At 43.2% G+C, this 26,168-nt stretch carries 32 protein-coding genes; 18 read left to right on the top strand and 14 right to left on the bottom strand.

Annotated elements, in window-relative coordinates; all coding sequences use genetic code 11:
- Positions 1–45: 45 nt before the first annotated feature.
- Positions 46–933, bottom strand: a complete 888-nt coding sequence (locus C400_RS0104235; protein ID WP_017426077.1) for a LysR family transcriptional regulator — start codon at positions 931–933, stop codon at positions 46–48.
- Between the two features lie 157 nt (positions 934–1,090).
- On the opposite strand from C400_RS0104235, the gene C400_RS0104230 reads away from it, so the two are divergent.
- Positions 1,091–1,831, top strand: a complete 741-nt coding sequence (locus C400_RS0104230; RefSeq protein WP_017426076.1) for an SDR family NAD(P)-dependent oxidoreductase — start codon at positions 1,091–1,093, stop codon at positions 1,829–1,831.
- 148 nt (positions 1,832–1,979) lie between these two features.
- Here C400_RS0104230 and C400_RS0104225 read toward each other — a convergent pair whose 3' ends face one another.
- Positions 1,980–2,711: a YheC/YheD family protein gene (locus tag C400_RS0104225; RefSeq protein WP_025366187.1), complete on the bottom strand. Its 732-nt coding sequence runs from the start codon at positions 2,709–2,711 to the stop codon at positions 1,980–1,982.
- Positions 2,712–2,995: 284 nt separating this feature from the next.
- Here C400_RS0104225 and C400_RS0104220 point away from each other — a divergent pair, with 284 nt between their 5' ends.
- From C400_RS0104220 to C400_RS0104205, 4 genes are all read left to right on the top strand, one after another.
- Positions 2,996–3,541, top strand: a complete 546-nt coding sequence (locus tag C400_RS0104220; RefSeq protein ID WP_017426075.1) for a glutathione peroxidase — start codon at positions 2,996–2,998, stop codon at positions 3,539–3,541.
- A 132-nt stretch (positions 3,542–3,673) separates the two neighbouring features.
- The gene (locus C400_RS0104215) at positions 3,674–4,252 is read left to right on the top strand and encodes a TetR/AcrR family transcriptional regulator (RefSeq protein ID WP_017426074.1); all 579 of its coding nucleotides are present in this window, start codon (positions 3,674–3,676) and stop codon (positions 4,250–4,252) included.
- Positions 4,253–4,279: 27 nt separating this feature from the next.
- Positions 4,280–5,020 (top strand): SDR family oxidoreductase, encoded by a 741-nt coding sequence (locus tag C400_RS0104210; RefSeq protein WP_017426073.1) that lies wholly within the window; start codon positions 4,280–4,282, stop codon positions 5,018–5,020.
- A 36-nt stretch (positions 5,021–5,056) separates the two neighbouring features.
- Positions 5,057–5,593, top strand: coding sequence for a Crp/Fnr family transcriptional regulator (locus C400_RS0104205; protein WP_017426072.1), 537 nt, complete (start codon positions 5,057–5,059; stop codon positions 5,591–5,593).
- On the opposite strand, the gene C400_RS0104200 is transcribed toward C400_RS0104205, so the two are convergent.
- The 5 genes from C400_RS0104200 to C400_RS27340 form a co-directional block, all read right to left on the bottom strand.
- Entirely contained in the window at positions 5,526–6,047 is a 522-nt protein-coding gene (locus C400_RS0104200) for a DinB family protein (RefSeq protein WP_026065359.1), read from the bottom strand. The two genes, C400_RS0104205 and C400_RS0104200, sit on opposite strands and share 68 nt — an antisense overlap.
- Before the next feature lie 64 nt (positions 6,048–6,111).
- Complete coding sequence (locus C400_RS0104195; protein ID WP_017426071.1) at positions 6,112–7,056, bottom strand: helix-turn-helix transcriptional regulator; 945 nt, start codon at positions 7,054–7,056, stop codon at positions 6,112–6,114.
- A gap of 109 nt (positions 7,057–7,165) precedes the next feature.
- Positions 7,166–7,522, bottom strand: coding sequence for a nucleotide excision repair endonuclease (locus C400_RS0104190; protein ID WP_016822573.1), 357 nt, complete (start codon positions 7,520–7,522; stop codon positions 7,166–7,168).
- 70 nt (positions 7,523–7,592) lie between these two features.
- On the bottom strand, positions 7,593–7,973 hold the full coding sequence (locus C400_RS27345) for a hypothetical protein (protein WP_232795308.1): 381 nt from the start codon (positions 7,971–7,973) through the stop codon (positions 7,593–7,595).
- A gap of 11 nt (positions 7,974–7,984) precedes the next feature.
- Positions 7,985–8,257: a hypothetical protein gene (locus C400_RS27340; RefSeq protein WP_232795307.1), complete on the bottom strand. Its 273-nt coding sequence runs from the start codon at positions 8,255–8,257 to the stop codon at positions 7,985–7,987.
- A 212-nt stretch (positions 8,258–8,469) separates the two neighbouring features.
- Between C400_RS27340 and C400_RS0104180 the strand changes: the two genes are divergently transcribed.
- The 7 genes from C400_RS0104180 to C400_RS0104150 all read left to right on the top strand — a co-directional run bounded on the left by C400_RS0104180 (position 8,470) and on the right by C400_RS0104150 (position 13,195).
- The gene (locus tag C400_RS0104180) at positions 8,470–9,093 is read left to right on the top strand and encodes an acetate uptake transporter (protein WP_017426070.1); all 624 of its coding nucleotides are present in this window, start codon (positions 8,470–8,472) and stop codon (positions 9,091–9,093) included.
- Between the two features lie 146 nt (positions 9,094–9,239).
- Entirely contained in the window at positions 9,240–10,778 is a 1,539-nt protein-coding gene (locus C400_RS0104175) for an FAD-dependent oxidoreductase (RefSeq protein ID WP_017426069.1), read from the top strand.
- Between the two features lie 73 nt (positions 10,779–10,851).
- On the top strand, positions 10,852–11,103 hold the full coding sequence (locus tag C400_RS0104170; protein WP_016324904.1) for a hypothetical protein: 252 nt from the start codon (positions 10,852–10,854) through the stop codon (positions 11,101–11,103).
- 40 nt (positions 11,104–11,143) lie between these two features.
- Positions 11,144–11,524 (top strand): spore coat protein, encoded by a 381-nt coding sequence (locus C400_RS0104165; RefSeq protein WP_038978189.1) that lies wholly within the window; start codon positions 11,144–11,146, stop codon positions 11,522–11,524.
- Positions 11,521–12,657 carry a zinc-dependent alcohol dehydrogenase gene (locus tag C400_RS0104160; protein ID WP_017426067.1) on the top strand — a complete coding sequence of 379 codons (1,137 nt, stop codon included), beginning with the start codon at positions 11,521–11,523 and terminating at the stop codon, positions 12,655–12,657. The genes C400_RS0104165 and C400_RS0104160 overlap by 4 nt, the downstream gene beginning before the upstream one ends.
- Positions 12,658–12,686: 29 nt before the next feature.
- Positions 12,687–12,899 (top strand): hypothetical protein, encoded by a 213-nt coding sequence (locus C400_RS0104155; protein WP_017426066.1) that lies wholly within the window; start codon positions 12,687–12,689, stop codon positions 12,897–12,899.
- A complete protein-coding gene (locus C400_RS0104150; protein WP_017426065.1) occupies positions 12,896–13,195 on the top strand; it encodes a spore coat protein in 300 nt (99 codons plus the stop codon). Before C400_RS0104155 ends, C400_RS0104150 begins: the two co-directional genes overlap by 4 nt.
- Positions 13,196–13,310: 115 nt before the next feature.
- Here the strand turns inward: C400_RS0104150 and C400_RS0104145 are convergent, their stop codons facing one another.
- Complete coding sequence (locus tag C400_RS0104145; RefSeq protein ID WP_017426064.1) at positions 13,311–14,297, bottom strand: aldo/keto reductase; 987 nt, start codon at positions 14,295–14,297, stop codon at positions 13,311–13,313.
- Positions 14,298–14,824: 527 nt separating this feature from the next.
- Between C400_RS0104145 and C400_RS27335 the strand changes: the two genes are divergently transcribed.
- Positions 14,825–15,007, top strand: a complete 183-nt coding sequence (locus C400_RS27335; protein WP_080582319.1) for a hypothetical protein — start codon at positions 14,825–14,827, stop codon at positions 15,005–15,007.
- A 205-nt stretch (positions 15,008–15,212) separates the two neighbouring features.
- Here the strand turns inward: C400_RS27335 and C400_RS0104130 are convergent, their stop codons facing one another.
- Both C400_RS0104130 and C400_RS0104125 read right to left on the bottom strand, forming a co-directional pair.
- On the bottom strand, positions 15,213–15,722 hold the full coding sequence (locus C400_RS0104130) for a hypothetical protein (RefSeq protein ID WP_016822553.1): 510 nt from the start codon (positions 15,720–15,722) through the stop codon (positions 15,213–15,215).
- A gap of 186 nt (positions 15,723–15,908) precedes the next feature.
- On the bottom strand, positions 15,909–16,538 hold the full coding sequence (locus C400_RS0104125; RefSeq protein ID WP_017426062.1) for a YfbR-like 5'-deoxynucleotidase: 630 nt from the start codon (positions 16,536–16,538) through the stop codon (positions 15,909–15,911).
- Positions 16,539–16,703: 165 nt separating this feature from the next.
- On the opposite strand from C400_RS0104125, the gene C400_RS0104120 reads away from it, so the two are divergent.
- The 5 genes from C400_RS0104120 (at position 16,704) to C400_RS0104100 (ending at position 21,775) form a co-directional block, all read left to right on the top strand.
- Positions 16,704–17,399, top strand: coding sequence for a response regulator transcription factor (locus tag C400_RS0104120; RefSeq protein ID WP_016822550.1), 696 nt, complete (start codon positions 16,704–16,706; stop codon positions 17,397–17,399).
- Complete coding sequence (locus C400_RS0104115) at positions 17,392–18,396, top strand: sensor histidine kinase (RefSeq protein WP_017426061.1); 1,005 nt, start codon at positions 17,392–17,394, stop codon at positions 18,394–18,396. Before C400_RS0104120 ends, C400_RS0104115 begins: the two co-directional genes overlap by 8 nt.
- Positions 18,397–18,498: 102 nt before the next feature.
- On the top strand, positions 18,499–19,260 hold the full coding sequence (locus C400_RS0104110) for an ABC transporter ATP-binding protein (RefSeq protein ID WP_017426060.1): 762 nt from the start codon (positions 18,499–18,501) through the stop codon (positions 19,258–19,260).
- On the top strand, positions 19,250–21,190 hold the full coding sequence (locus C400_RS0104105) for an ABC transporter permease (RefSeq protein ID WP_017426059.1): 1,941 nt from the start codon (positions 19,250–19,252) through the stop codon (positions 21,188–21,190). The genes C400_RS0104110 and C400_RS0104105 overlap by 11 nt, the downstream gene beginning before the upstream one ends.
- Before the next feature lie 291 nt (positions 21,191–21,481).
- Entirely contained in the window at positions 21,482–21,775 is a 294-nt protein-coding gene (locus C400_RS0104100; protein WP_226888545.1) for a hypothetical protein, read from the top strand.
- Positions 21,776–21,860: 85 nt separating this feature from the next.
- On the opposite strand, the gene C400_RS0104095 is transcribed toward C400_RS0104100, so the two are convergent.
- The 4 genes from C400_RS0104095 to C400_RS26110 all read right to left on the bottom strand — a co-directional run bounded on the left by C400_RS0104095 (position 21,861) and on the right by C400_RS26110 (position 26,127).
- The gene (locus tag C400_RS0104095; RefSeq protein WP_017426058.1) at positions 21,861–22,835 is read right to left on the bottom strand and encodes an aldo/keto reductase family protein; all 975 of its coding nucleotides are present in this window, start codon (positions 22,833–22,835) and stop codon (positions 21,861–21,863) included.
- 164 nt (positions 22,836–22,999) lie between these two features.
- The gene (locus C400_RS0104090) at positions 23,000–23,962 is read right to left on the bottom strand and encodes a radical SAM protein (RefSeq protein ID WP_017426057.1); all 963 of its coding nucleotides are present in this window, start codon (positions 23,960–23,962) and stop codon (positions 23,000–23,002) included.
- Positions 23,963–24,166: 204 nt separating this feature from the next.
- Positions 24,167–25,381, bottom strand: coding sequence for a spr1629 family repressor/antitoxin (locus C400_RS0104085; protein ID WP_017426056.1), 1,215 nt, complete (start codon positions 25,379–25,381; stop codon positions 24,167–24,169).
- A 41-nt stretch (positions 25,382–25,422) separates the two neighbouring features.
- Positions 25,423–26,127, bottom strand: a complete 705-nt coding sequence (locus tag C400_RS26110; RefSeq protein WP_049885673.1) for a spr1630 family ClpXP-sensitive toxin — start codon at positions 26,125–26,127, stop codon at positions 25,423–25,425.
- Positions 26,128–26,168: the final 41 nt, after the last annotated feature.

Genomic DNA, 26,168 nt, shown 5'->3' with positions numbered 1-26,168 from the left:
CCAAACGAACCGGCTGCCTATTGCAGTCGGTTTGATATCGTATGCTCAGGACAATTGCCCCAGTTCTTTCTTTAACACAGAATATAGCCTTGCACTTGCTAGCTTCAGCGGTGCCTCGGTTGCTTTACAAAGAAGACCAAAGGTCATATCGATCAGGCTGCCGCTTAATTGCCTCACCGCTGTTCCTGCCGGGACAGGATGGACTAGAATTTGGGGCACAAGGGCAATCCCCAATTCACATTCCACATAAGATTTCAGAGCCGTCATGCTACCAATTTCCATCGTGTCTAACGTGGTTATTCCATGTTCCTTCATGACCATTTCAAGTTTGCGCCGATAGGGACAGATGGACGACGTAATAAGTAGGCGATGCCCTTGCAAATCTGCGGGTCCAATGCACTCCTTTTGTGCAAGAGGGTGATGTTCAGGCATCAAAACTACAAAATTCTCCTTAAATAAAGGTTCAAAATATAGTTCTGTACCTAAATCCGGAGCAGAGCATAATGCGATGTCCACATCCCCTTTGAGAATACGCTCGCTTAATGTAGGGGTATTCCCAAACTCAACAGAAATCCGAATGTAAGGATAATGGTTTAAGAATCGCTTTAAAATTTCAGGTAGTCGGTAACTGGCGGTCGGTTCAGTCACCCCTATGCGAATGTCGCCTGCGGTTCCCTTTTGCAGGTTCTCCATATTTTCCTGCAATTGCTCCATATCTTTTACAATATGCAGACTTTGCTCGTAAAACATCCTGCCCGCTTCAGTTAACTTTATTTTCTTGCCCCGTTCAATAAGCTGAACTCCTAGATCGGATTCCAGTCTCTGTATTTGCATCGTCACGGTGGATTGTGCATAATTCAACGCTTCCGCTGCACGCATAAAACTTCCGCAATTCACAATCATCTGAAATGTTTTAAGTGCTTTAATATCCATTCTCCTACTCCTAAGTCGCTCGTTTAATTCAGTTTTATTGAATTTCAAGTTCAGTTAATTCAATTATACATAATATAATACATCCTCTACAATGATCCATATTAGATCATATTATTTTTCACACAAAACTAACGAGTTGGATAAGGGGCGGACATACATGGATTTACATCAAAAAGTAGCACTGGTTACAGGAGGCGGTACAGGAATTGGGAGAGCCATATGTATGGAGCTGGCGGATCGTAAGGCTACGGTAGTCGTAAACTATTCCCGTTCTAAAGACGATGCAGAGGAAACCGTATGTAGGATACTTGAACAGGGAGGAAGTGCAATTGCATTACAGGCAGATGTTTCCCAAGATCGGGAAGTTCGAGCGATGGTCGAGCAGATTGTTCAGCAATACGGCACGGTTGATGTACTGGTGAATAACGCCAGCATTACACATCATATTCCGATGGATGATCTAGAGGCCGTTACGGAAGCGGTGTGGAATGATCTCTTGGATGTCAATGTGAAAGGCATGTTTCACTGTGCCAGAGCCGTGGCTCCTTATATGAAGCATCGTCAACAAGGAGCTATCGTCAATCTGGGAAGTATAGCTGGACAAACAGGGCTAGGTTCCTCGCTACCCTATGCAGTATCCAAAGCAGCCGTTCACGGGCTGACTAAATCGTTAGCACGATCCCTGGCCCCTGATATTCGAGTCAATTGCATCGTACCAGGAGCGGTGGCGACAAGATGGTGGGCAGGTAGGGAAGAACAAATGAAACAATTGGCTCCTCATCTGCTGCTACAGCGCATTTCCACACCTGAGGATATTGCTAGCATGGTCTGCTCTGCTTTGGAACAGGAAGCCATGACAGGCCAGATGATTACAGTAGACAGCGGACAAACGCTATAAAGTTACTGGGCTTCTAGGTAAAAAACAAGCCGCCTTCTTAGACAGAAGGTGGCTGTTAAGCTAGAACCTAAAAAGGAGGATACTCCCGCAAGTTTGCCGGGGCGTTCTCCTCCTTATCTTATTCATAAATGATTTAAAACACTTTATTCTAATGATGATGAATACGACGTTTATTTCTCAAAATGTTGCGAATCATCTTATGATTAGGGAGCTGCCTGAATAACATATGTCCTGGATGCGGATTGGCCTCAATAATCCAGATTTGACCGCTCTTTTCAATAGCAAGATCGATGCCCAGCTCGCGAACCGGATGATTTTGGTCAATCGTGTCGGCAATGATTCTAGAAAGCTCAATGACCTGGTCCAAAATCTCTTTCATTTTCGCTCTGTCATTTTTAAAAACCCTTAAAAGCACTTTGGACAACGGCGCCGCATGTCCTCCCTTCCGATAGTTGGTAACGACCTTTCGAGGTGCAGCGACACGGCCGGTTATCCCTGAAATGACCCATTCCGATTCTGGCTTCTGCATATACACTCTGGCATCAAAAATCGAACCTTTATACTTGGCTAACTTAAGTCCTTGCTGTACCAAATAACGACGATGAGGTCTCCGATAGCTTCTAATTGCTCTTCTTACAGCGTGGGATCTAACGACTCTGCGACTGGAGCCGCAACGAACCTCATATCTCCTCCCTACCTTTTTCGCGCGTATGATGCCGGTTCCTCCACTGCCATAATTAGGCTTGATAAAGACAGTGCGGTAGGTATCCAGCATCCGTAAAGTCCTTGCATTCGTAATCCAGCGGGTTTCGGGCAAGTGCGAGCGTAAAATGGGATGTTGTTGCATTTCCTTGTATTGAATCATCTTTCCAATGGGCACGAATATCCCTCGATTCTGTTGGGTTTTTGCACACACTACATGAATATGCATCTATATTCTATCTTGGTAACGGCGAATGCCACAGTTTGCTATGTAAGAGGCAAATCTCCTACTTTCTCTAAGCCAAGTCTTCTTTGATTTCAAGAGAGAGAGAGGGGTACTATGGGTCTTTACATGACGCAATTATTGTAAATACCTATAAAGTTAATCCCGATAATATATTGGACCAATAACAACTCTAGATATATGATGTATTAAAAAATAACGCGAGGAGGAACGATAACATGTCTGTTTATGATTTTCAAGCAACCTCAATTAACGGGAAACCGATTGAATTGTCAGACTATAGAGGTAAGGTTCTCCTTATTGTAAAGACTGCCAGCATGTGTAGCTTCTCCAGTCAATTCGCTGATCTGCAAAAGCTCTATGAAAGACGGAGGAAACAAGGTTTTGAAATCCTTGCTTTTCCTTGTAACCAATTCAATGAAAAAGAGCCGGGTAGCAATTCGGAGGTTCAGGGAACTTGTCAAATTAAGTATGGAGTAACCTTCCCACTATTTGAGAAGACGGAGGTAAGAGGCTCTTCGCTTCATCCTTTATTTCAATATCTGACCCAACAGGCACCGTTTCAAGGCTTCGATACCCAGGCCAAAGACGGTCAATGGATGAACGATTTCTTGCAGAATAAATATCCAGAAATATACGTTGGCGACGGTATCAAGTGGAATTTTTCCAAATTCCTGATTGATCGCAGCGGCTATGTAAAAGCCAGATTTGAAGTAACAACGGCAACCTGTGCTATTGACCCTGTCATCGAATCGCTATTGTAGTTTTCCTGGTCACTTCTTTAGATTCTTAAACAAAGAGTATCAAATGACAAAAACGTATATTTGTCATTTGATACTCTTTGTGTTATCCTGACTTCAAGGAGGTGACTCACACGGTAAATCAACCGTGTCTCTATGGAAAAATCCTCAGATATACTGACCAAGGAACAGATTCTTATCGCGACAGAAGACACCCTTAGACGTTTTGGTGTAACCAAAAGCTCCGTGACGGATGTTGCCAAAGTGTTAGGAGTAAGTCACGGCACTATTTACCGACACTTTAAAAGTAAAGCCGAGCTTCTTGAAGGCGTGACCGAAAAATGGCTAAATGAAAAGATTATCGATCCGTTAACGGAGATATGCCAGGATTCATCTGTGCTAGGAATATCGCACTTAAAACGATATATACAGACCTTGGTCGAACTTAAGCAGTATTATGCCCGCGATGACGAGGAAATGTTCGAGATGTATACCCGGGTCACCGAGCAAGCCGCGGATTTAATCGACCAACATATCGCCCACATTGTGGATCAGCTCGCTGATATTATTATGCGCGGGGGTATCACAGCGGATCAGCCGCCCCAACTGGCGCGTACGCTTTTCTATGCCACAGCCCGTTTTCATCATCCCGCACATGCTTATGAATGGAAAAATCCGACGATTGATCAGGAGTTTGCAGAAGTGTGGATACTTTTAGAAAAAGGGATATCTTAAAATATATAGAAAGAAGGCCAAACACATATGAAGCATTTGGAAGGGAAAATAGCGATTATCACTGGCTCCTCCAGGGGAATTGGCCGTGCCATTGCCGAGCAGCTGGCTAATCTAGGTGCTGGTGTAGTCGTCAATTATTCCAGCAGTCCGGACAGAGCTAAAGAAGTGGTAGCAGGCATTCTTCAAAAAGGCGGAAAGGCCATCGCTCTCCACGCTGATCTGAGCAAGATGGGCGATATTGAAGCCTTATTTACAAATACGATTGCTGAATTCGGCAAAGTGGATATTCTGGTTAACAACGCCGGGCTGATGATTACCAAACCTCTGGCTGCGGTGACCGAAGCTGATTTTGACCAACAATTCGCACTGAATGTAAAAGGTACCTTCTTTGCCTGTCAGCAAGCGATGAAATACATGGAGAACTACGGAAGAATCGTGAATCTGTCCACGTCCGTGATCGGACAAATGTTTCCGGCTTATAGCGTATACGCGGGTACGAAAGGCGCGGTGGAGCAATTTACCCGTCAGCTGGCCAAGGAGTTCGGAAGCAGGCAAATTACGATCAATGCCGTGGCTCCCGGCCCTGTCAACACAGAGCTTTTTCAAGCAGGAAAAACAGAGCAGCAGATCGAAGGCATGAAGAAAATGAATGCTATGGGTCGTCTCGGTGAACCGGAAGATATCGCTGATGTGATTGAGTTTCTGGTCAGCGCTAAGTCGCAGTGGGTTACCGGACAGACCATCCGCGTCAATGGCGGATTCATCTAAAAGCTGGAATACATGAAATGGAGGCTATACACGTTCATGATATTACACAAAGGCGAGACCTTATTTCGACAAGGGGAATCAGGCCCTTTATATCACTTAAAGAGCGGCTTGTTAAAAATTGTCCGAGTTCATGAAGACGGCTCGCAAATTTTAGTTAATGTAATTGTGCCCGATGAAATTATCCCGCATCACTCTCTCATCAGTCCCAATCCTTATTATGGTACCGCGATGGCGCTGGTCACCTCTGAGGTTGAGGTTCTGTCGCAAAAAGAATGGTACCTGAAGCTAGAGCAAGACCCGGCTCAATGTCGAGCCATTGCTTTGCAGCTACAGGATAAGCTGCGCATGATGCAGCAACGAATTGACCAGCTCACGGAGGTATCGCCTGCCGAGAAGCTTCGGAAGCTTCAACGCTGGTTCCACTCCTACATCGCACCCGCTACGTTAACAGACGTGCTGACGCAGGAGGAAATTGGGCAGTTCATCGGGCTGCGCCGGGAGACGATTAACCGGCTATTGCGTGCTTCAAGCGCTCCATCTGCAAAAGATGATGACGATAATGCATCTCGATGAGTCTAAACCACTCTCCCGCATTCAACGCGCCAAATCCGGGATGAGAGACGGTAGACGACCCTGTTGATTTCTCAACGGTCGGCTCAATCTCTCTCATTTTACGGATCACCACGTTTAATCCTTCTACAATCTCTTCTTTGCTCGTCGGTTGGGGGGGAGTATACTGCGGAGATGGTGGAACTTGGATACGTATGGGTGGAAAGCTTCCCAAGTTAAATGCGGCTGTGCCCGCCTCCGTTTTATCCCCCTTCTCCCCATTAGACTGTAGACAAAGGTCTATGTTCCTAAGATGCATATAAAGAGCAGAGTTCACCAAATGAAGATACATTTGTCCAAGCGACCATTGTCCCTCCTGCGGTGTGTACTGCAATTGCTCCAAGCTGAAGCTGTCCAATTCAAGAAGATAGTGTTGTACCGTTTCTTCAAAACGCTGTAATGTTTCGCTTGTATTCATATAGTAAATGCCCCTCTCTATCAAAGTAGCTTTACTATACAAGAATGCTACTGACAGCATTATGTCAGTAGCATTTCAACATTTTTTCCACTTCCGTACGGACGCGCTCGCGAAGCGATTCAGGCTCCAGCACCACCACGTCTGCACCCCATCCAAGTATCCATGATAGTAACTCCTCTGGCTGTCTGACGCGATAGAGTACATGCAGTCCATCTGCATGCTCCTCCATGGACTCCATGTAAAAATGGTTCGCTTCCTTCACTTTATCTACAATATTCGAATTGGCTTGTATGCGGACATTTACATGGCGGTCATCGGGTTGTTTATAATCCTGCAAATTAAAATCACTAGGCAACTGATAGCTATCCTCCAGCATGATCAGCTCGTCCATACGCGACAAACGGAAATGGCGCAGCTGCTGCCGCAATTCGCATTGTCCTATCAAAACCCACGAACCATGCAGCAGTACAAGACCATACGGGGCGACCACACGCACACTTTGGCGATTCCCGTCAGCCTCTGGCAATTTTTTGGAGTAGCTAAACCGAACCTTCCGTTTGTTCAATACAGCGATGCGCAGCGTTTCCAAATACGTTTTCTCTCTCTGGTCTGCCCCTTTACCCACCGCCAGCAGTCTAATGGTCGTCCGCACCTGAGAAACTTCCCTGCGAACGCTCTCTGGTAAAATAGCTTCAATTTTTCTGCGTGAAGCTTGTGCCTTCATGCCATAGTCTGTATCAAATTTTTGTTCGACAAAATCTGCTCCAATTAGCAGTGCCACAGCCTCTTCTACAGTAAAGCTTACAGGGGGCAGGAAGTATCCCTCCATCAAGGAGTATCCAATGCCCGGTGCCCCTACAATCGGCACGCCCGATTCGCTTAAAGCCTGAATATCCCGATAGATCGTTCTCACACTTGTTTCGAAAATCGCCGCTAAATCCTCGGCCCGTAAAATATCGTTACGTTGTAACTCTAGCAAAATGGCCAGCAACCGGTCGGTTTTGTTCATACTACATCGCCCCGTCCTTGAAAGGATCTAAATGCACGAATTTAAAAGAGCAATAAGGGCAGTGCACGACTGCGGCTTATTGCTCTTTTGTCATAAAGCAGTTGCTTCTTTATTTAAAAAACACTTTTTCAACGTTATATTTAGCCTTTTGCGAATTGATGATGTAGGTTTCATAAATTTCACGATCTACCGCATCTTCCACAATACAGACCTCAATAATCGCCACTTCGTTCCGATTGGCCTTGATCGGCGATACGTTATCTTCAAAATGCTTTTTGATTCTTGGTCTTAGCTTTCTTGCTTTACCAACGAACAGCAATTCCTCCTGTGCGTTGTAAAACATAAAGATACCAGCCTTATCTCTAGGAATCAGGTGGAAATCTGTAAATCCGTAAATATGGCTGAGCTCAGGGTTAACCTGTTTGGTAATCGTGATATCCGGAGTTGGAATCGTTATATTAATCACTATGTCACTTCCTCATTCTATATAGGTGTAAATACTATCACAAATATGAAGGTAACACCATTCCATAAAATTATGGAGTGTCTCCCGGGACAGGCTTCGTCAATCTCCCCGCCGTTCTTTCGAGTGTCCAGACAAGTCCCCCTATGGCAAGGGTGGCGATGACCGCCATAATTGCTGATCCGCCGGCATGCAGCAGCAGCACGGGAACCCACAGCAGTCCAAGTATACGATGGATGGTTCGCATCCACTTGTTACGTACTTTATTAATATAGAAGCCGTACCCGGAGATCGCCAGTATAATAGCAAAGGCTGCCAGTCCGGAAAAGGTTTTGTGATCTTGAAATTTGGTAATCAGGAAATAGACACCGTGAATGGCAATAAGAATCAAGGTCGCCCAACCCAGCAGTTTATGCAAGGAGTGAAACAACTTTCCGGCCTTTCGAACCAACATGGACGGTGATCTCAATTTCTTCTTAAACCAGAACCAACAGAAAGTGGCCGCTCCAAGAAAAACGGAGATCGTACCCAAGGTATTAAATATTTCCCCGTTACCCCCACCACCTTTTCCGCTGGGACGTCCGCCATATGCCCTGGTACATTGCCTCCCGGAGGTCGCATGCCAGGCTTGCCGCCGGAAACCGAGGACATGTAGTAATAGTAGATTAGGAGTAGAGCTGCTACCGTAACTGCAATGATTGCCGGAATCCAAACTGTCTTTTTCGTCTTTGTTTTCATTAATTATGCATCCTCCCCGGGAAAATTGCCTTGATTGTACCCGGTCAAGCTGAAAACAAAATTAACGCTAGCTGAAAGTATTCCTTTTCATGAATATAAAAACACATTATCTACTATGCGAGTGGGTTGGTTTCCGTTACAATATGTCAGTGTGATTCTGGCATCGGCAGATTGACGCGTACTTGAACATTATTGGAGGCTTCTATTTTTTCATGCAAAATGAATCTCATTCTAACGTAAAAATCATAACGGCCGATCCGAGCGCGATCGGCCTGTTTGGCTTGGCTATTGTAACGCTTGTAGCTTCATCCCAAAAACTTGGTCTCACTGAAGGCTTAAGCTTTATTATTCCTTGGGCTATTTTCCTTGGTGCCTTTGCACAGCTGTTTGCCTGCATTCAGGATGCAAAGCATAACAACACCTTTGGCATGACGGCATTTGGCGCTTACGCCTTCTTCTGGTTAGCTGTAGCTAGTAGTTGGATGATTAAAATGGGCGTATTCGGCTCAGAGCTGGCATCAGCGGTGGATGGCAGACAGCTCGGCGTTGCCTTTGCCGGCTATCTCATCTTTACGCTCTTCATGACCATTGGAGCCATGGAGACACACAAGGTTCTATTTTTTATTTTTGTGTTGATTGATTTTCTGTTCCTCGGCCTTAGCTTCGATGCATTCGGCATCGCCCCAGAGGTGTTCCATACCATCGCTGCTTATGCTGAAATGGGCATTGGTTTACTCTCGCTGTACGGCACAGGAGCTGCCGTGCTGAATGCTCATTTTGGCCGTACATTCCTGCCCGTAGGACAGCCTTTCGGTATTTTCAAACCACGTCCGTAGTTTCATATGTATATCTCCAAAGCCGCCTTTCGCGCCGATCCGCGTTAAGGACGGCTTTGTTCGTTTATCATGCTGGGATTAGTGAATATAAAAGCTCATAATGATAACAATATACATAAATTGTAATCAAAGGGGTATTTGTAAAAATGACACGAGCCGAGCATCGTACGACCTTACCGCAATTTCCAGAATCGTATTGGTTAGCTTCAACCGACGTCCCCAACTTTCCTAAGCTTAATGAGGATATTCAGGTGGATGTTGCTATTGTAGGTGCGGGGATCACAGGTATTACCACTGCTTATTTACTTTCCAAAAAAGGGCTAAATGTCGCAGTCGTCGACGCAGGGCGGATACTTCATGGAACAACAGGCCATACGACCGCCAAAATTACCGCACAGCATGATTTGATCTACAGCGAGTTTCTTTCACATTTTGGCAAGGAGAAAACCCGGCTCTATTACGAAGCCAACCGTGATGCTCTTGAATTCATCAGACAAACGGTAGAAGAGTATCATATTGATTGTCAATTTACAGAAGAAGATGCCTATGTTTATACAAGTTCAGATACACATGTGGAAAAAATATCCGATGAATATAAAGCTTACAAGGAACTTGGCATCCCGGGAAGTTATGTCGAACAAACACCTCTGCCTTTCTCAACTAAAGCAGCTATTATGATGGAAAACCAGGCTCAGTTTAATCCGGTTCCTTTCTTAAGGTATTTGGCAAATCAAGTCATTCGGCAAGGCGGGAAAATCTATGAACAGACTACCGTTGTGGGTGTGGATAAAGGAAACCCTGCCATCATTAAAACAAGCGACGGGCATAAAATTACCTGCAACCATGTCGTATCCTCCTCTCATTTTCCGTTTAATGATCCAAACAGTCTTTATTTTGCGCGATTGCATGCCGAACGTTCTTATGTACTAGCGGTCAAGACGGACAAAACCTATCCGGGTGGTATGTACCTAAGTGCAGAAACCCCCAAACGTTCGGTTCGATCTGTACTAATAAACGGTGAACCGATGGTCATCGTCGGTGGCGAAGGCCACAAAACGGGTCAAGGAATCTGCACATTTCAATACTATGAAGCCTTAGAAAAGTTCGCAGAGCAAACATTTGGATTAAAGGAAATCGTCTATCGCTGGTCGGCCCAGGACCTGTATTCGTTAGACAAACTCCCTTATATCGGGCAGGAATTATCCGATGTTCCTAACATCCTCGTTGCTACAGGGTATAGAAAATGGGGGATGACGACAAGTGTCGCGGCAGCTTTATTAAATACGAATCTGATAACCAGAAAGGAAAGCCCGTATCAGGATCTTTTCTCCCCTTCAAGATTTCATGCAGACCCTGACATTAAAACATTTGTAACTCAAAATGCGAATGTGGCGAAGCACTTGATTGCCGGTAAGCTGGAAATCAGCTATAAAAAAGCCGAAGAACTCCAGCAAGACGAAGGGGCAGTCGTCCGGGTAAACGGCAAAAGGGCGGGCGCATATCGAGACCCACAAGGAGCACTGCACCTGGTGGACACAACGTGCACCCATATGGGCTGTGAAGTTGACTGGAACGAGGCCGAAAGAACATGGGATTGCCCATGTCATGGCTCACGCTTTTCATATCAAGGCGAAGTAATTGAAGGACCCGCTAAAAAAGCACTTGGCAAGGTTGAAGCCGAATAGCACGATCCTTTCGGAATAAACCTAGTTATGCTGGACAACATACCTTCTAGAATCATAAAAGAAAGGTGAGCCTATGATAAGCCAACAGCCTACATTAGCGGCGCATGAGTCCCTAGAGATCCATGAAGTCCTTAACTTCAAAACCTTATGTTTAGCGAAGTCCAAATTAATGCAGGGCTTAGTATTCGATCAAGAGCTAAAGGATTTAATGGAAAAAGATGTTCAGCAATCTATTCAGGCTATTGCCGATTTGCAAGCAATCTATGCTAAAGCACCGTTTCAAGCGCCTGTTCCTGACTTCCGCCCAACACCAATTTTAAATTGAGGTGAATGATGTGACACCTAACCAGACCCAGTCCGCCAAAATGGATTATGTGGACCCAAAAAACTCATTAAATATGCCCGAAATGGCAGACACGACACTTGCAATGGATTTTCTGGTTCGCGTCAAGGAAGGGGTTCGGAATACAGCAGTAGCTTTAACAGAAACCGTCTCTACCGATGCCAGAACCCTATTGCGCCATCAACTGCATCAAGGTATCGCGCTTCATCAGGAAATTACTGAACTGATGGTACGGAAAAAATGGTTTCATCCCTATGAGCTGCAAAAGCAATATCAATTGGATCAACTGTCAGCTAATAAAACAGTGGACATTAGCAAGATGAAACTGTTCCCAGACGATGCCTCCCGCAAAGGGATGTTTGATCGCACGCCGGACGAACATATGGGAGGAAACCAGGCATGAAAGCAGTGACCTACCAAGGTATCAAAAATGTTGTGGTTAAAGATGTTCCGGACCCGAGTATTCAAAAAGCCGATGATGCGATTATCAGACTGACAACAACCGCTATTTGTGGTTCAGATCTGCATCTCATTCATGGAATGATTCCGAATCTACAAGAGGATTATGTAATTGGGCATGAGCCAATGGGGGTTGTAGAAGAAGTCGGCAGCGGCGTGACTAACTTGAAAAAGGGAGATCGCGTGATCATTCCGTTCAACATCGCGTGTGGTGAATGCTTTTACTGTAAAAACCAATTGGAAAGCCAATGTGATCATTCGAATGAAAATGGAGAGATGGGCGGTTTTTTTGGCTATTCCGGAACAACCGGTGGATATCCAGGTGGACAAGCTGAATATTTACGTGTGCCTTTTGCCAATTTCACTCATTTCAAAATTCCGGAGAGTTGCGAACATTCTGACGAGAAGCTTTGCCTGATTGCTGATGCCATGACTACTGCATTTTGGAGCGTCGATAATGCCGGAGTGAAGGCTGGGGATACTGTCATTGTTATTGGCTGTGGGCCAGTAGGTCTATTAGCGCAAAAATTCGCCTGGTTCAAAGGGGCAAAACGAGTCATTGCGGCAGACTATCTGGATTATCGTCTACAACACGCAAAGCGCACCAATCATGTGGAGATCGTGAATGTGGAATCGCAAGAAAACGTCGGCAACTATCTGAAGGAGATGACCAAAGGAGGCGCCGACGTAGTTATTGACTGCTCCGGCATGAGCGGCAAAATGTCTCCGCTGGAATCCTTGGCTTCAGGTCTTAAACTTCACGGTGGAGCTTTGGGAGGCTTAGTCATAGCTACACAGGCTGTCCGAAAAGGCGGCACCATTCAAGTTACCGGGGTATACGGCGGTCGATATAACGGTTTTCCGATGGGAGACATTTTTCAGCGAAATGTTAATTTACGAACTGGACAGGCCCCCGTTATTCACTATATGCCTTACATGTATGAGCTGATAGATACGGGGAAGGTTGACCCTGGTGACGTTGTCACACACGTCATTCCACTAAGCGATGCCAAGCGCGGATATGAAATTTTCGATACCAGACAAGACAATTGCATCAAAGTTGTACTTAAACCTTAACTATATATTGGACTGGAGGCAAATGTTATATGGTGTATGGCCTGCACGAAACACTTGAAGTCCATGAATTGTCAGCATTCAAAACAGTGTGTCTTACTAAATCTAAAACAATGCAAGCATTGATCTCAGATCCGGCCCTCAAAGCTATATTGCAAAAGGATGTTGACCTAACAACACGACAATTGCAAGAGCTGGGTAACGTTCTAAATCAAGCCTCGTCATCACAGGAGGTGGAGCAATGAATATACTCTTGGAGTATTTGACCGGACTCAATATTTTAACAGACCAAGTGATTGCTGCCGATTTTTTAAACACCGCCAAAAGCGGTGTGAGAAATTACGCTATGGCCGTAACGGAAGCGGGAACTCCAGAAATTAAAGCTATGCTTACAAAACAACTGGATGAAGCTATCGATATGCATGAGCAAATCTCAACGTACATGATCGAACGTGGCTGGTATCACCCCTGGAACGTAAAAGAGCAGCTGTCGGTGGATCTGCAAAATATCAATACTGCATTGCAAGCTCCTGTTTTGTAAAAGGATGCCTTCGGCATTATACGAAGCACGTTCCTGCTTATATATAAAGTCCTTAAGCCGTCTTTCACGCCGATTCGTGTTAAAGACGGCTTAAGGGGTTATCTCGTGATTCTTATTATTCCGCTTGCCAATTTGGCATCCGCTCTGCCGGGTAACGAAGGCCGGCTGCCATTCCTTTAGGGATGATGGCGTTAATCGTCTCCATTTCTTCTGCGGACAAGCCCACATCAACTGCTCCTGCATTTTCCTCTAAATACGTGACCCGTTTGGTGCCGGGGATTGGTACAATTCCCTCTTGTGCAAGTAGCCAGGCCAAAGCAAGCTGAGAAGGCTTGACTCCTTTTTGAGCCGCAAGATCCTTAACATGCTGCACGAGATCCAGATTCTTTTGGAAATTCTCAGGCTGAAAACGCGGCACCGTGCGACGGAAATCATCTTCTGCGAAATCATCAAACTTCTGAATTTGCCCGCTCAAAAAGCCGCGTCCCAGTGGACTGTAGGCCACAAATTCAATGCCCAGCTCCTTACATGTTGGTATAACCTCATCTTCTGCTTCCCGGCTCCATAAGGAGTATTCTGTCTGCAACGCTGTAATCGGGTGTACCTTATGAGCACGTCTGATCAGTGCAGGAGACGCTTCAGATAGCCCCAGATAGCGGACTTTTCCCGCTTGGACCAGATCACTCATCGCCCCTACTGTTTCTTCAATAGGTACATTCGGGTCAACACGGTGCTGATAGTACAAATCAATCACATCTACAGCCAATCTTTGCAGGCTGCGATCACATGCCTGTTTTACATATTCAGGACGGCCGCTTACCCCCATAAATGCACCATCTTCCCCGCGCATAATCGAAAACTTGGTAGCTAACACTACTTCATCCCGGTGGCTCCGCAGGATTTGACTGATCAGTTTTTCATTTTTCCCCACACCGTAGACATCTGCTGTATCCCAGAAGTTGATCCCCAGCTCCAACGCACGATGAAGCGTTTTGATCGACTCCTGATCATCCAACTCACCATAATACTCGGACATTCCCATGCAGCCCAGACCCAGTGCAGATACTTGAAGGTCGCTGTTACCCAGTTGTTTCTTTTTCATCTCTATCACTCCCAATTTGTCAGAATAGCCATCGCCTGTCCTAATCCATACGTTACACCCAGTATGTTACTACTTAAAGTTAACTTTAAGTCAAGCATTGTCTCGTACGCAGTATTTCATTTTTTTCAATAAAATTTGATGATTAGGTTGTAAGGGGCAGCTGTAAATTGCCATTACCCGTACTTTAAGTGTAACGGATCTCAAAAAACAAATGGGAACGGCAATTAAGTACAAATCCATTATTAGCGGCGGTAGTCTGTCACTGAAGAATAAGGAAGAAGTATGGCTCAAGGAGCTGAAAGAGATTGAAATAGATATATAGACCGATTGGATAGGTTTTTCCGTAGGATCAACATTTTCAGGTATTTCTTTGGCAAATTGAACAGACTGTTCAAATCGGATCAAATAGTTCGTGGCAGGGGCTGCTAAGGGTTAATATACTCGCTAAAGATGAAAGTATACAGAAATGGACGGAAGCAAGATTTCCTTTTAGACCATCTGAGCTGACTGAGCCCAAATCTTTTAAAATGATGGATGATAGCCTGGAGTTGGTTAGGGCTTCACTTAAGGAATCGCAAGCCGACAAAGGGGCATATGAAACTGTCATCTCATTCTACGGGAAGATGGATAATGAAATAATGCATGAGGAGTGGAGAGCATATGATGCAGTAGGTAAGCAGTATAACGTACTTGCTATAGAGCGATCGTAGGGCAAAGCAGACTTAATGATTCCGGATTACAAAGCTAGATCAGATTCCAGATGAGCTTATCCTGGTAAGGGAAGTGGTGGATAAACGATACAAAGATCCTAACTGGTCAGTATTGCTCAAATAATATGTAGAGAAAGAAAAGAAGACGTTCTGATTTTATCAGAACGTCTTCTAACGTCTTCTCTTGGGTTGGAATGAGATATGATCAGTCTATCGAAACAATTTGCCATGATCCACCCTTATCTTTTTCAAAATAAAAGGTATACTGTACATCAGGTGAAGAACCTTCTTCTTTAGTAAGCCGTTTGCCTACTACGGGTACCAATACCCGATCCTTTTCTTTTATAGCTTCGGCAATCCCTGTAAACTTCACTGGATGCTCTAAGAGATAATCGTGACCTGTTCCAATGTCTGGAGCAAGCGCAGCATGAAATTGATTCAAATCGTTTGATACAAAGGCGGCTATAGCCGCTTTGAGTTTGGTTATCATGCCATCCTCAATCAGAGGATCTTTAACTTCATTCCATTTGATCTCGTCCAAGCTATGCTGGACAGCTGATTGACCGGGTTCTTCTTTTACTGCCGATTCTGAGGTTGCTGGCAGTACCGTTTCATTGGTGGATGGACTTGTTGCTTCCTGTTTTCCACAACCAGCAAACACACCTACACTTGCAGCAAGGATAAGAATAGAAATAATTCGAGCAGGTTTATTCATGTTAAATGTACACATCCTTTCTCGTTCTTTGACGAATACAAATGAAGAAAGTTAAAATACTCTTATAATAATTTACTCTATTTTTTAAATTATGTAAAAAAACGACCTGCTTTATTATAAAAAAAACTATTGTTATGTATGAACAGAAGCGCTTCGCGGCTTCTGAAAGACGGCGAGAAAATTCATTTACAGAGCTAAAGCCTCTTCCGTGATCTTTTTAATATCAATGGATGAAGGCGTTTCTTCCTTAACCATATCCGGCAGGATATTTTCCAAAAAATATTCAACACATTTCAAATTAATATTTTTGATTTTTACAAGCGCATTGCGATACATCACGATAAATTCCTTTTCGGTATTCCCCCGCTGAAGCTCGGCAAACGCTTCATACACCTGATCCATTTTATCCGCTACTTCTAAAATTAAGCCTTCAACAGAATCATCTTTACCTTCTCTTAGCTGCTTGCGGAAAATGGCTTTAAAATCCTCGGGAATATTCTCTTCTATAAAATACTCAATCATACCCTCTTCAACTTGCTGGATTAATAACCGTAGTTCCTTGGAGGAATGCTTAACAGGCGTTTTAATGTCTCCAATAAAAATCTCGCCGTAATCGTGACTGCTGGTAATCTCGTATAGCTTTTTCCAATCAATATTGACGCCGTTTCTCTCTTCGATATCAGCCAGGGTTTTGGCATATTGTACTACTTTCCAGGAATGAGCCGATACACTATGTTCCTCGAATTTAAACTTGCCTGGACAACGAATAATTCTTTCCAATTCATTTAGCGATCGAAAATAGGTGTGAATTCCCATCAATACATCCATCCTTTAACGGTATGAAATAGTAGATATAAACCAACTATAAACCTCAACTATTAACAGCAGATTATCGCAATATCAAGTTGATTCTTTCACATATAGCACATAAACAAATTTTGCTATACACTTTATATAAAAAAGTAAAAAGTGGTGAAATCGTTGTTTAAAATCTTGCTGATTGAAGATGATGAAACTTTGTTCCATGAAATAAAGGACAGGTTAACTCAATGGGCCTATGATGTGTACGGCATCCGGGATTTTAGTAAAGTCATTCAAGAATTCACAACGATAAAGCCCGATCTGGTCGTGATTGATATTCAATTGCCGAAATTTGATGGTTTTCATTGGTGTCGAATGATTCGATCCCACTCTAACGTCCCGATTATCTTCTTATCATCGCGGGATCACCCTACGGATATAGTAATGTCAATGCAGCTTGGAGCGGATGATTTTATCCAAAAACCCTTCCATTTTGATGTACTGATTGCAAAATTACAAGCGACACTTCGCCGTGTATATAATTACAATACCGAACCTGTTTCCCTGAAAACATGGCGTGGAGCGACGGTCGATTATGAAAAAAATGTAGTAGCCAATGAGGCTGGCTCCATCGAATTAACCAAGAACGAGATTTTTATTTTGAAGCTGCTGATTGAACAAAAAAATAAAATTGTCACACGAGAGGAATTAATTAAAAGCCTCTGGGATGATGAACGTTTTGTCAGCGACAATACCCTGACCGTCAACTTGAACCGCCTGCGTAAAAAATTGGACGAGCTGGATTTGGGCTGTTTCATTGAAACAAAAGTGGGGCAAGGCTACATGGCTACAGAAGAGGCACCTGCCTATGATTAAAAAATACCTTACAGAGAGGCGGAGCTGGATTCTACTTTTTGTATGCCAACAAATGCTGATCCTTCTCATTGCTTATGTGGATACGGCAATCCCGTTGATACCGATCCTGTATGTCGTTTTCTTATCTATGTTGGTTTTCCTGGTTTTTTTAATCGTTCGCTATCCCAAGGAAACCAAGTTCTATAGGGCCTTGGAAGAATGGGAGGGGCCTCTCCAATTAACCGGAATGGGCGAACCTGAAAGTCCATTTGAGCGAATCATTGAACACAAAATTGTCCATCAGACCGAACGACTACAACAGATGATCTCGAAAAATCAATTGACTCTGGAACACGAAAAGGATGAGCTGTTATCATGGATTCATGAGGTGAAAACACCTTTAACCGCTATGCATTTGATGATTGAGCGACTGGATGACAAATCTCTTAAGGCTCAGCTAACTTATGAATGGCTGCGAATTCATTTACTGCTGGACCAACAGTTGCATCAGAAGCGCATATCTTTTATTGAAAACGATTTGTACGTCGAGCAAGTAGATTTAAAATCTCTGGTTTTTAAAGAGATCAAAGCATTACAGTCATGGTGCATCCAAAAAGGGATCGGTTTTGACATCCGACTTGAGCACATAGAAGTGCTAAGTGATGCCAAATGGCTAGCTTTTATCATCAGACAGCTCTTAACCAATGCCATCAAATATAGCGATGCCAGTGATATTATCATTCACAGCTATGAACATAAGGATCGAATACGGCTTGAGGTTCAAGACTTTGGGCGTGGGATTGATCCGAGGGATATACCTCGTATTTTCGAGAAAGGTTTTACATCCACGACCCAACATTCCGATCATACTTCAACAGGCATGGGGTTATATTTAACGAAAAAGGCAGCGCAGTCCTTGCTCATACATATAGATGTGCACTCCAAACCGAACACGGGTACTACCTTCACTTTAATTTTCCCCAAACGAAATGATTTCGTAAGTATGATGAGCATGTGACAGAGATGTCACATGCTTTTATGTATTGTTCGCCCAATCAAGGGAAAAGCATCGGCACGATTTTTATAATAAGGCTACAAGAACAATAAGGAGTGCATCGAAGTGAATATTTTAGAAGCCCATAAGATTCACAAAAGCTATGGTAATAAGCTAAATATGCAGGAGGTTTTGAAGGGAATAGATATCGTTATTGAGGAAGGTGAATTTGTCAGTATTATGGGAGCCTCCGGTTCAGGTAAAACCACTCTGCTAAATGTCCTTTCCTCCATTGATAAAGTAAGCCACGGTTCCATTAAGATCAATGATATCGAAATGACGAAAATGAAAGAAAAGCAACTGGCTGAATTCCGCAAACAGCATTTAGGCTTTATTTTTCAAGAGTATAATCTGCTGGATACGCTCACCGTGAAGGAGAATATCCTTTTGCCCCTATCTATCACCAAAACGCCTAAAAAAGAGGCCAACCGAAGATTTCAGGCGGTGGCTACAGAGCTGGGGATTTATGAGCTCAAGGACAAGTATCCCAATGAAATTTCGGGTGGACAGAAACAGCGTACATCTGCGGCTAGAGCGTTTATTCATGAGCCTACGATTATTTTTGCCGATGAACCTACGGGGGCGCTTGATTCGAAGTCGGCTTCTGATCTATTAAACAAGCTGGGTCAGCTGAACCAAAAGCGCAAAGCAACTATTATTATGGTCACGCATGATCCTGTTGCAGCCAGCCATTGCAGCCGAGTCATTTTTATGAAGGATGGGCAAATGTATACGCAGCTTCATAAAGGCGTGCAGGAAAGGCAAAGCTTCTTCCAGGATATCATGAAAACCCAAGCGGTCTTAGGCGGGGTCCAATATGAACATTAATCTGCTCATTCTAAAGAATTTGAAAAAAAACCTGAAAAATTATTACCTTTATGTTTTTGCTCTCATTTTCAGTGTTGCGCTCTATTTCGCCTTTGTCACATTACAATACGATCCCTCCATGGACGAAGTGAAGGGCTCTGTTAAAGGCGCAGCTTCTATACGGGCAGCATCCGTCTTACTGGTCGCTATTGTATGTATTTTCCTTTTGTATGCTAATAATATTTTTATAAAAAGACGCAGTAAAGAAATTGGCCTATTTCAACTGATCGGAATGACAAAAAGTAAAATTTTTCGCATTCTAAGTGCTGAAAACTTAATTTTATACTTCGGTTCTCTTTTCGTTGGAATTGGGGTTGGATTTTCTTTTTCCAAATTAGTGATCATGATCTTATTTAAGACGACGGGCGTCGAGGCTATTGCCACTCTATATTTCTCGAACCAAGCACTGACTCAAACACTCATCGTTTTTGTTGTCATCTACTTGCTGATTATGGTCATGAATTACTCTTTTATCAAAAGACAAAGTATTTTGTCTTTGTTCCGAGTGACCTCAACCACCGAAGGGAAAATCAAGAAAATAACGATCTTTGAGATGATTATCGGGATCATTGGCGTCTCACTCATCGCGTTAGGTTACTATGTTTCCTCCAGATTATTTGGTGGAGACTTTACATCCCTAAATGAGCTATTTATGGCAATGGTGTTTATTTTGGGCTCTGTCATCATCGGAACATTTCTCTTTTATAAAGGGTCCATCCGCTTTATTTCCAATATCATCAGAAAAAGTAAAGGCGGCTACTTAAACATTCATGAGGTGCTGTCCCTCTCATCCATTATGTTCCGCATGAAATCCAATGCTTTGTTGTTAACCATTATTACGACAGTATCGGCACTTGCTATCGGTTTACTATCCTTAAGCTATATCGCCTATTATTCTGCGGATCAAGCAGCTGAGGATAATGTACCTTCCCATTTTGCCATGACGAATGTGCCGGATGCGGAGAAATTCAAAGCGTTACTTCATGAGCATGATATACAGTATCGAGAAAAGAAAATTGAAGTGATTCAAGTCAGTGTGAAGACAGCGCAAATTATGGAGACTCCTATGGAACAATTAAATAAGGGTGCGGATTTCACGACACTGCCTGTTGTAAGCGACCGATCTGTGGAGGATACGGATGTATCTCCAGGCCAATCGGTTTTAACGGGCTATAATGATATGTTACAGAAATTCATGTCCTTGAAAGACTTTGGACCCTTGGATTTGAAGGGGAAAACAGAAGTCATACCTCAACAATATGTGGGTCTAAAAAAGGATTATGTGATTCCCTACTATTTTGCAGCCGGGGGAGTACCCACTGTCATTGTAGACGAAACCATTTTTGAGCGGTTAAAGAAAGATGTAAATCCAGAGATCCAAAAGAAGTCCTCCTTGTATATTGGAATTGATATGCTAAATGCAGCGCAGATTGAAGAAGCCGATCGCCTCTTTGCAGCTGCCAATTTTAATGATCAACAAACATCACAGTTTGAAATGAGCAGTAATCAGAAGAGAAATATGGGAGTGATCATGTTTGTCGTTGGCTTTTTGGGACTAACCTTTCTCATTACATCAGGCTGCATCCTTTATTTTAAGCAAATGGATGAGAGCGAAGACGAAAAGGCCAATTATACTGTATTGAGAAAGTTAGGCTTCACCCAAAGTGACCTGCTGGGAGGCATTAAAATAAAACAACTCTTTAACTTCGGCATTCCGTTAGTGATCGGCCTATCACACAGCTATTTCGCCGTCCAATCCGGCTGGTTCTTGTTTGGAACCGAAGTTTGGATGCCTATGATCATCGTGATGGTACTATACACCGCCTTATATTCCATCTTTGGAGTGCTATCCATTCTGTATTATAAAAAGGTCATTAAATCAGCATTATAATCAGTTATACGCCCAAAAGTCTCTGGCAAGAAAGTGCCAGGGGCTTTTCCAAATATTTGAGCATTTTCGTTCCTGCGTGTACAATAAAATAACTATTATCGTAACCCCAAAGGGGGAGAGCCTATTTTATTATTACTCATCAATGGCATCGGCATTATAGCGAATATTATACTCGGTTCCTCTGTAGGGGTGGCTATTATCGTAGGAATCGTCTTTTTCCTGATTGGCTTCCCTGAGTTTAAAAAATCGCCCAAACTCACGAAAAAGGCTAAAAAAGATATCACTTATATTATGTCAACATTATTAACGCTTGTGATATTCGTAGTTATCGTTTCTTGGAATATTCATACTTCAGGTGACCTGTTTCTTGAAGGTCCGCTAACACCGCAGATGAAGCTTCACTGGGGGCAAAAGGTATTGATATTGGGGTTGGTGGAAGGTCTATGGGCTGTCATCAGTCTAAAATGGCTGTTGCCCATCTTTTTTGATCCGCTGGATCTCAGTAAGAAGCAAATCCTTGTTTTAGTGAGCGGGATTGCACTTAGTATGATTTCAGGCATCTATGCGATGCTTGAAGCAAGTTAAAAAGTCTCGCCCTTCTCTGTTAAGGAACAGGAAGAGCGAGACTTTGTTATTGATGGCTTCCCTCTAGAGAGGCTCGTGTGAATGCTTAGCGCAAAGGCTCAAATCCCTCTGTTTGCTTCAGAATCTGCTCAATTTCCGCGCAGGTCTCCGGTTGCAGCGTCATCTCGACTGCTTTCACATTCTCTTCGATTTGTGCCGGTTTGGTAGCCCCAATCAGTGCAGCGCTGATCCCTGGTTCTCTCAGAATCCAGGCAAGCGCGAGTTGTGACAGGGTGACACCCAAATCCTTTGCCAGCTTGTCCAGTTCCTGAACACAGTTGAGAACGGTATCGTTCATGTAACTGCTGATGACATTATTGACAGAGTCATCAGCCCCGCGACTCCCCGTCGGTATAGGTTGTCCCGGTTTGTATTTACCCGTGAGGATGCCTTGGGCTAGAGGTGAAAATACAATTTGGCCGATGCCTACCTGCCCGGATACGGAAAGGACCTCATGCTCGATATAACGCTCGAACATATTATAAATCGGCTGATTGGCAATCAGCGGCCGCAGATTCAGCCTTTTTCCGATACCATAGGCATCCGTGAGCTGGGCGGCACTCCATTCACTGACCGCAGCATACAAGATCTTGCCTTGAGCCTGAAGATCATCTAGCGCCCGCAGTGTCTCTTCCAACGGAGTATCTGGATCATAACGATGGCAGAAGTACATGTCGATATAATCCGTGCCGAGCCGCTTCAAACTCGCCTCACATTGCTCCATAATGTGCTTGCGTGACAGCCCCCTGTCATTGGGACCGGAATCCATAGGAAAGAATACCTTAGTAGAAAGCACATAGCTCTCTCTCCGATAAGGCTTCAATGCGGCTCCCATAGCCTTCTCGCCTTCTCCACGGTTATACGCGTTCGCGGTATCAAAGAAATTAATCCCAAGTTCAAAGGCCTTGGCAATACAGGTATGAGCTGCTTCCTGTTCGGCGGCCGTACCGTACGTTAACCAGCTCCCCAGTCCGATTTCACTAATTTTAAGACCGCTGTTGCCTACATTTCTATATCTCATATCTACTCCTTCTTTCATAGAAGCTTGCATTTTTATATATCTTAACATGTAAACCCTTTCATTAAAACAAATAATAAAGGACTCGTGGAGTTACATGAAGGGAGATCTACCACCCTACTTGTTAGGGCAGTAGATGCTTATTGTCTCATCATCTCAAATTATATCTATATGCTTCCTCCAGGGAAAAGCGCATCATATGCAGGACAAGGCAGTTTGTCGAGAAACTCCTGAAGCTGCTTGGGCTTATTTTTGTAAATATCCTTTAAGGACGTTCCGTTATAGATATTACCGATGACCACAGGATGACAAAGTTCACAGATCAGGATATCACCGTTTCCGTGAAGATGAAGCTGCTTCTTACCGTCAACACAGTTGGAAAAATATACACCTGGCTCTTCCTTGAAGCCCAGCGCCTGAGCAAAACGGTCCATACAGGTGAAATACAGCACGGTATCGTCTTTTTTATGAGCGATCAGGTCATGAACGGAACGGACAAGTGCTTCCTTGGTGGAGATCGCGTTCCAATTCGTATGATCCATCACAATGCTGTTTTGGATTTCGTGGATACGCACACCGAGTTCGTATACTTTTTCACTGATTGCTGGCATATTGTTCTGTGTCTCTGCAAATAGCAAAGTTTCCAGCACCGTTTCCAACTTGGCTTCGGTACACAACCGAATATTTTGAACGATTTTCTCATACATGCGAGGGTGAGCATGATAATACTGTGCATATTTATCGGCATCCGTAAAGTTGAAGGAGATATGAATGTTGGAAAGCCCCGCGTCACGCAGCTTCTCAATTCGTTCAGGGCTGAGCAAGCTGGCATTGGTATTGAGCTGGGTAGCGATTCCTTTGCTCGAACAGTGAGCCACAATATCCAGACAGTCCTCATACTTCAAGGTCACTTCTCCCCCGGACAGTCGCACACGTTTTAACGTTGGAATATCATCAATGATACTTTTGACCTCTTTACTGCTAATGCATTGTCCGTCGTTCCGCTGATATGCGCAGCAGTAATCACACTTGAAGTTGCAATTAGAGGTGACCCCGACTTCCAGTCCCTCTAGCTCATAAATGCCCGGTTTCTCCAGCTCAAGTGCTTTATATTTGTTCTCTATACTCACTTTCTTATTGTCCTCCCGATCTCAGGCTTGTGTCTTGAATTCCCTTGAGATTATACAGAATGGGAGCGGTTTGTAGATATGACATTGGTAACGGTGAAAATGGAGTTCCTACATTATGAATCTATATAAAAAGAAACCTACATCTAAAAAGATGGGTTTCTCGATAGTCTTAAAGCCTTCAATGTATGTTTTCAAAAATTATAGTTACACTTGCTTAGCTACATCAGAGATACGCTTGGATATATCTGTGACATTTTGTAGATCGAAATCAAGACCTTTCGCCAAATATTTATTAAAAAAGTCAGGGACAATTCCGGTCATATGATAAAAGAATGACACTTCAGTTTTCCAATCATTCTCAACCATTTGATGAATGTTCACGAGACGCTTTTTAGAAACAAGGTCTATAATTGTTTTGATTTTCGTTGGTTTTTGAATCGGAATTAATTCATCGAGCGGTTCAATTTTCAAATAACCTTTTCGATGTAAAGCTGCATAGAAGTTCCGATGATCTTTTGATTTAAGATGTCCCAAATGGGCTGCCCTGTATCCCAACACTTGCAGCGAAGTTTTCCATTTCTTTTTCAAATCCAAGTAATTATCCGGATTTGTGATATGGACCACATTTTGCATATCAAGTGTAAATTCATCTTCAGGTAACAAGAATGCTCCAGCAAACATATTCGCTTCATTCTCAATAATTTTGTGTTCTTTTCTATCTAAATTAGCAAATTCAAGACGATAATGAAGCAGTAGATGCCCCAGTTCATGTGCTATATCAAAATTTCTCCGAACAGCTGATCGTTTCATATTCCCTAATATGATATAAGGACGATCGTTTCGAGTCCAGAGACTATAAGCATCAATCTCCTCACCCATTGCCTTCTCAAAGACGAATACTCCACTTTTTTCGACTAGAAACATAAGATCGTCATTTGTATCTTGCGCTAGGCCTAGTCTTTTGCGTGCCAAATGAGCAACTTTATCAATTTGAGTCGATCTATCGTCATCTGAATGGTTTAGATATTCGATAGCTTCATCCCTTAAACTGATAATTTTGAGGGTAGGAAGACTAATTCTGGCTGTGATATAGTTAATAAAAGCATCTAGATATTCAACATGCTTAGCTTCCGCCTGCGTCTTAGAGATAACATTCAAAACTTTTGAACGATAAGCGATGTTCATTACGTTTATGTTGGCAGGTGTCATGTTCCGTGCGAGCATATCTTTAGTATAAAAATATTTGCTTTTCACCTTAAAAATTTGCTTTAAGTCATTCACGATTTGCATTTTAGGAGATGTATATGCATTCTCGTACTGCCAGACTGCTTGTTCTGTAACACCCAACATTTCAGAGAGCTGTTTTCTTGAATATCCATGCATGATCCGTAGATTGGTCAAATTTTCACCTATGAACATGCTGCTCCCCCCTTTATCTTCACTAACCAGATCTTGCTTATCTAGTTGTGTTGCTCTTCTTCCAATATCCCGATATCGAAAGCTGCTGGGTCCATAATATCTTCATTCATTTCTGGCGCAACTACTTCGCGATCTTCTTCAGTTAAATCAGCTCCAGAAATAAGGCTCGAAAGGTCTTCTATCAGGTATGCAATATTATCATTGGGATTTGGTAAATAATGCATTATTTCTGATATCTGGTATGCCTCATCAAGTGCGTATGTGAGTATATGGAACTCATTATAGGAAGATTTAAAGCTTTCGAGCTCATCTTTTACCTGGCTCTCTAAAATTAGAAAAGAAAGTTGTTCAGGGACTTCCCCTATTTTCGAGGATTGATGAGTAGGGGAAAACAATAAGTCTTTGTTAATTTTTGAAAGTTCATGAAGATAGGTGCGACGTGTACCTTTCCTACCGTAATTGTTAGGTAGCTTTGCCTGTGAAAAGCATTGCTCATTGAAATAAGCCGCATTCTTAATAAGAAAAAGAATTTTAGAATCTCCATGGATAAATTGGAGATAGTCCCACGTTAATCCAGCCTTCGATTTTTTATATGTAAAACCGTAATCAACGCATTCTTCTGCAATCCTACTTTCGATAAAGTTACCCTTGGTCCAGGCAAAAGCTGAACTGATCTTCATTTTTGCTTTTCGATCCTTACGATGCTCAATATAATCGCGATATCCATCGCTCCGATTTATAGGTATGAAGAATACCTACATTTTAATCGAAATTCGAGCTTAAGGAA

The organism is Paenibacillus sp. ICGEB2008 (genome assembly GCF_000307675.1).
Taxonomy (GTDB): Bacteria; Bacillota; Bacilli; order Paenibacillales; family Paenibacillaceae; genus Paenibacillus; species Paenibacillus polymyxa.
The sequence above is the reverse complement of the archived record's forward strand: the minus strand, read 5'-3'. Positions and strand labels throughout refer to the sequence as shown.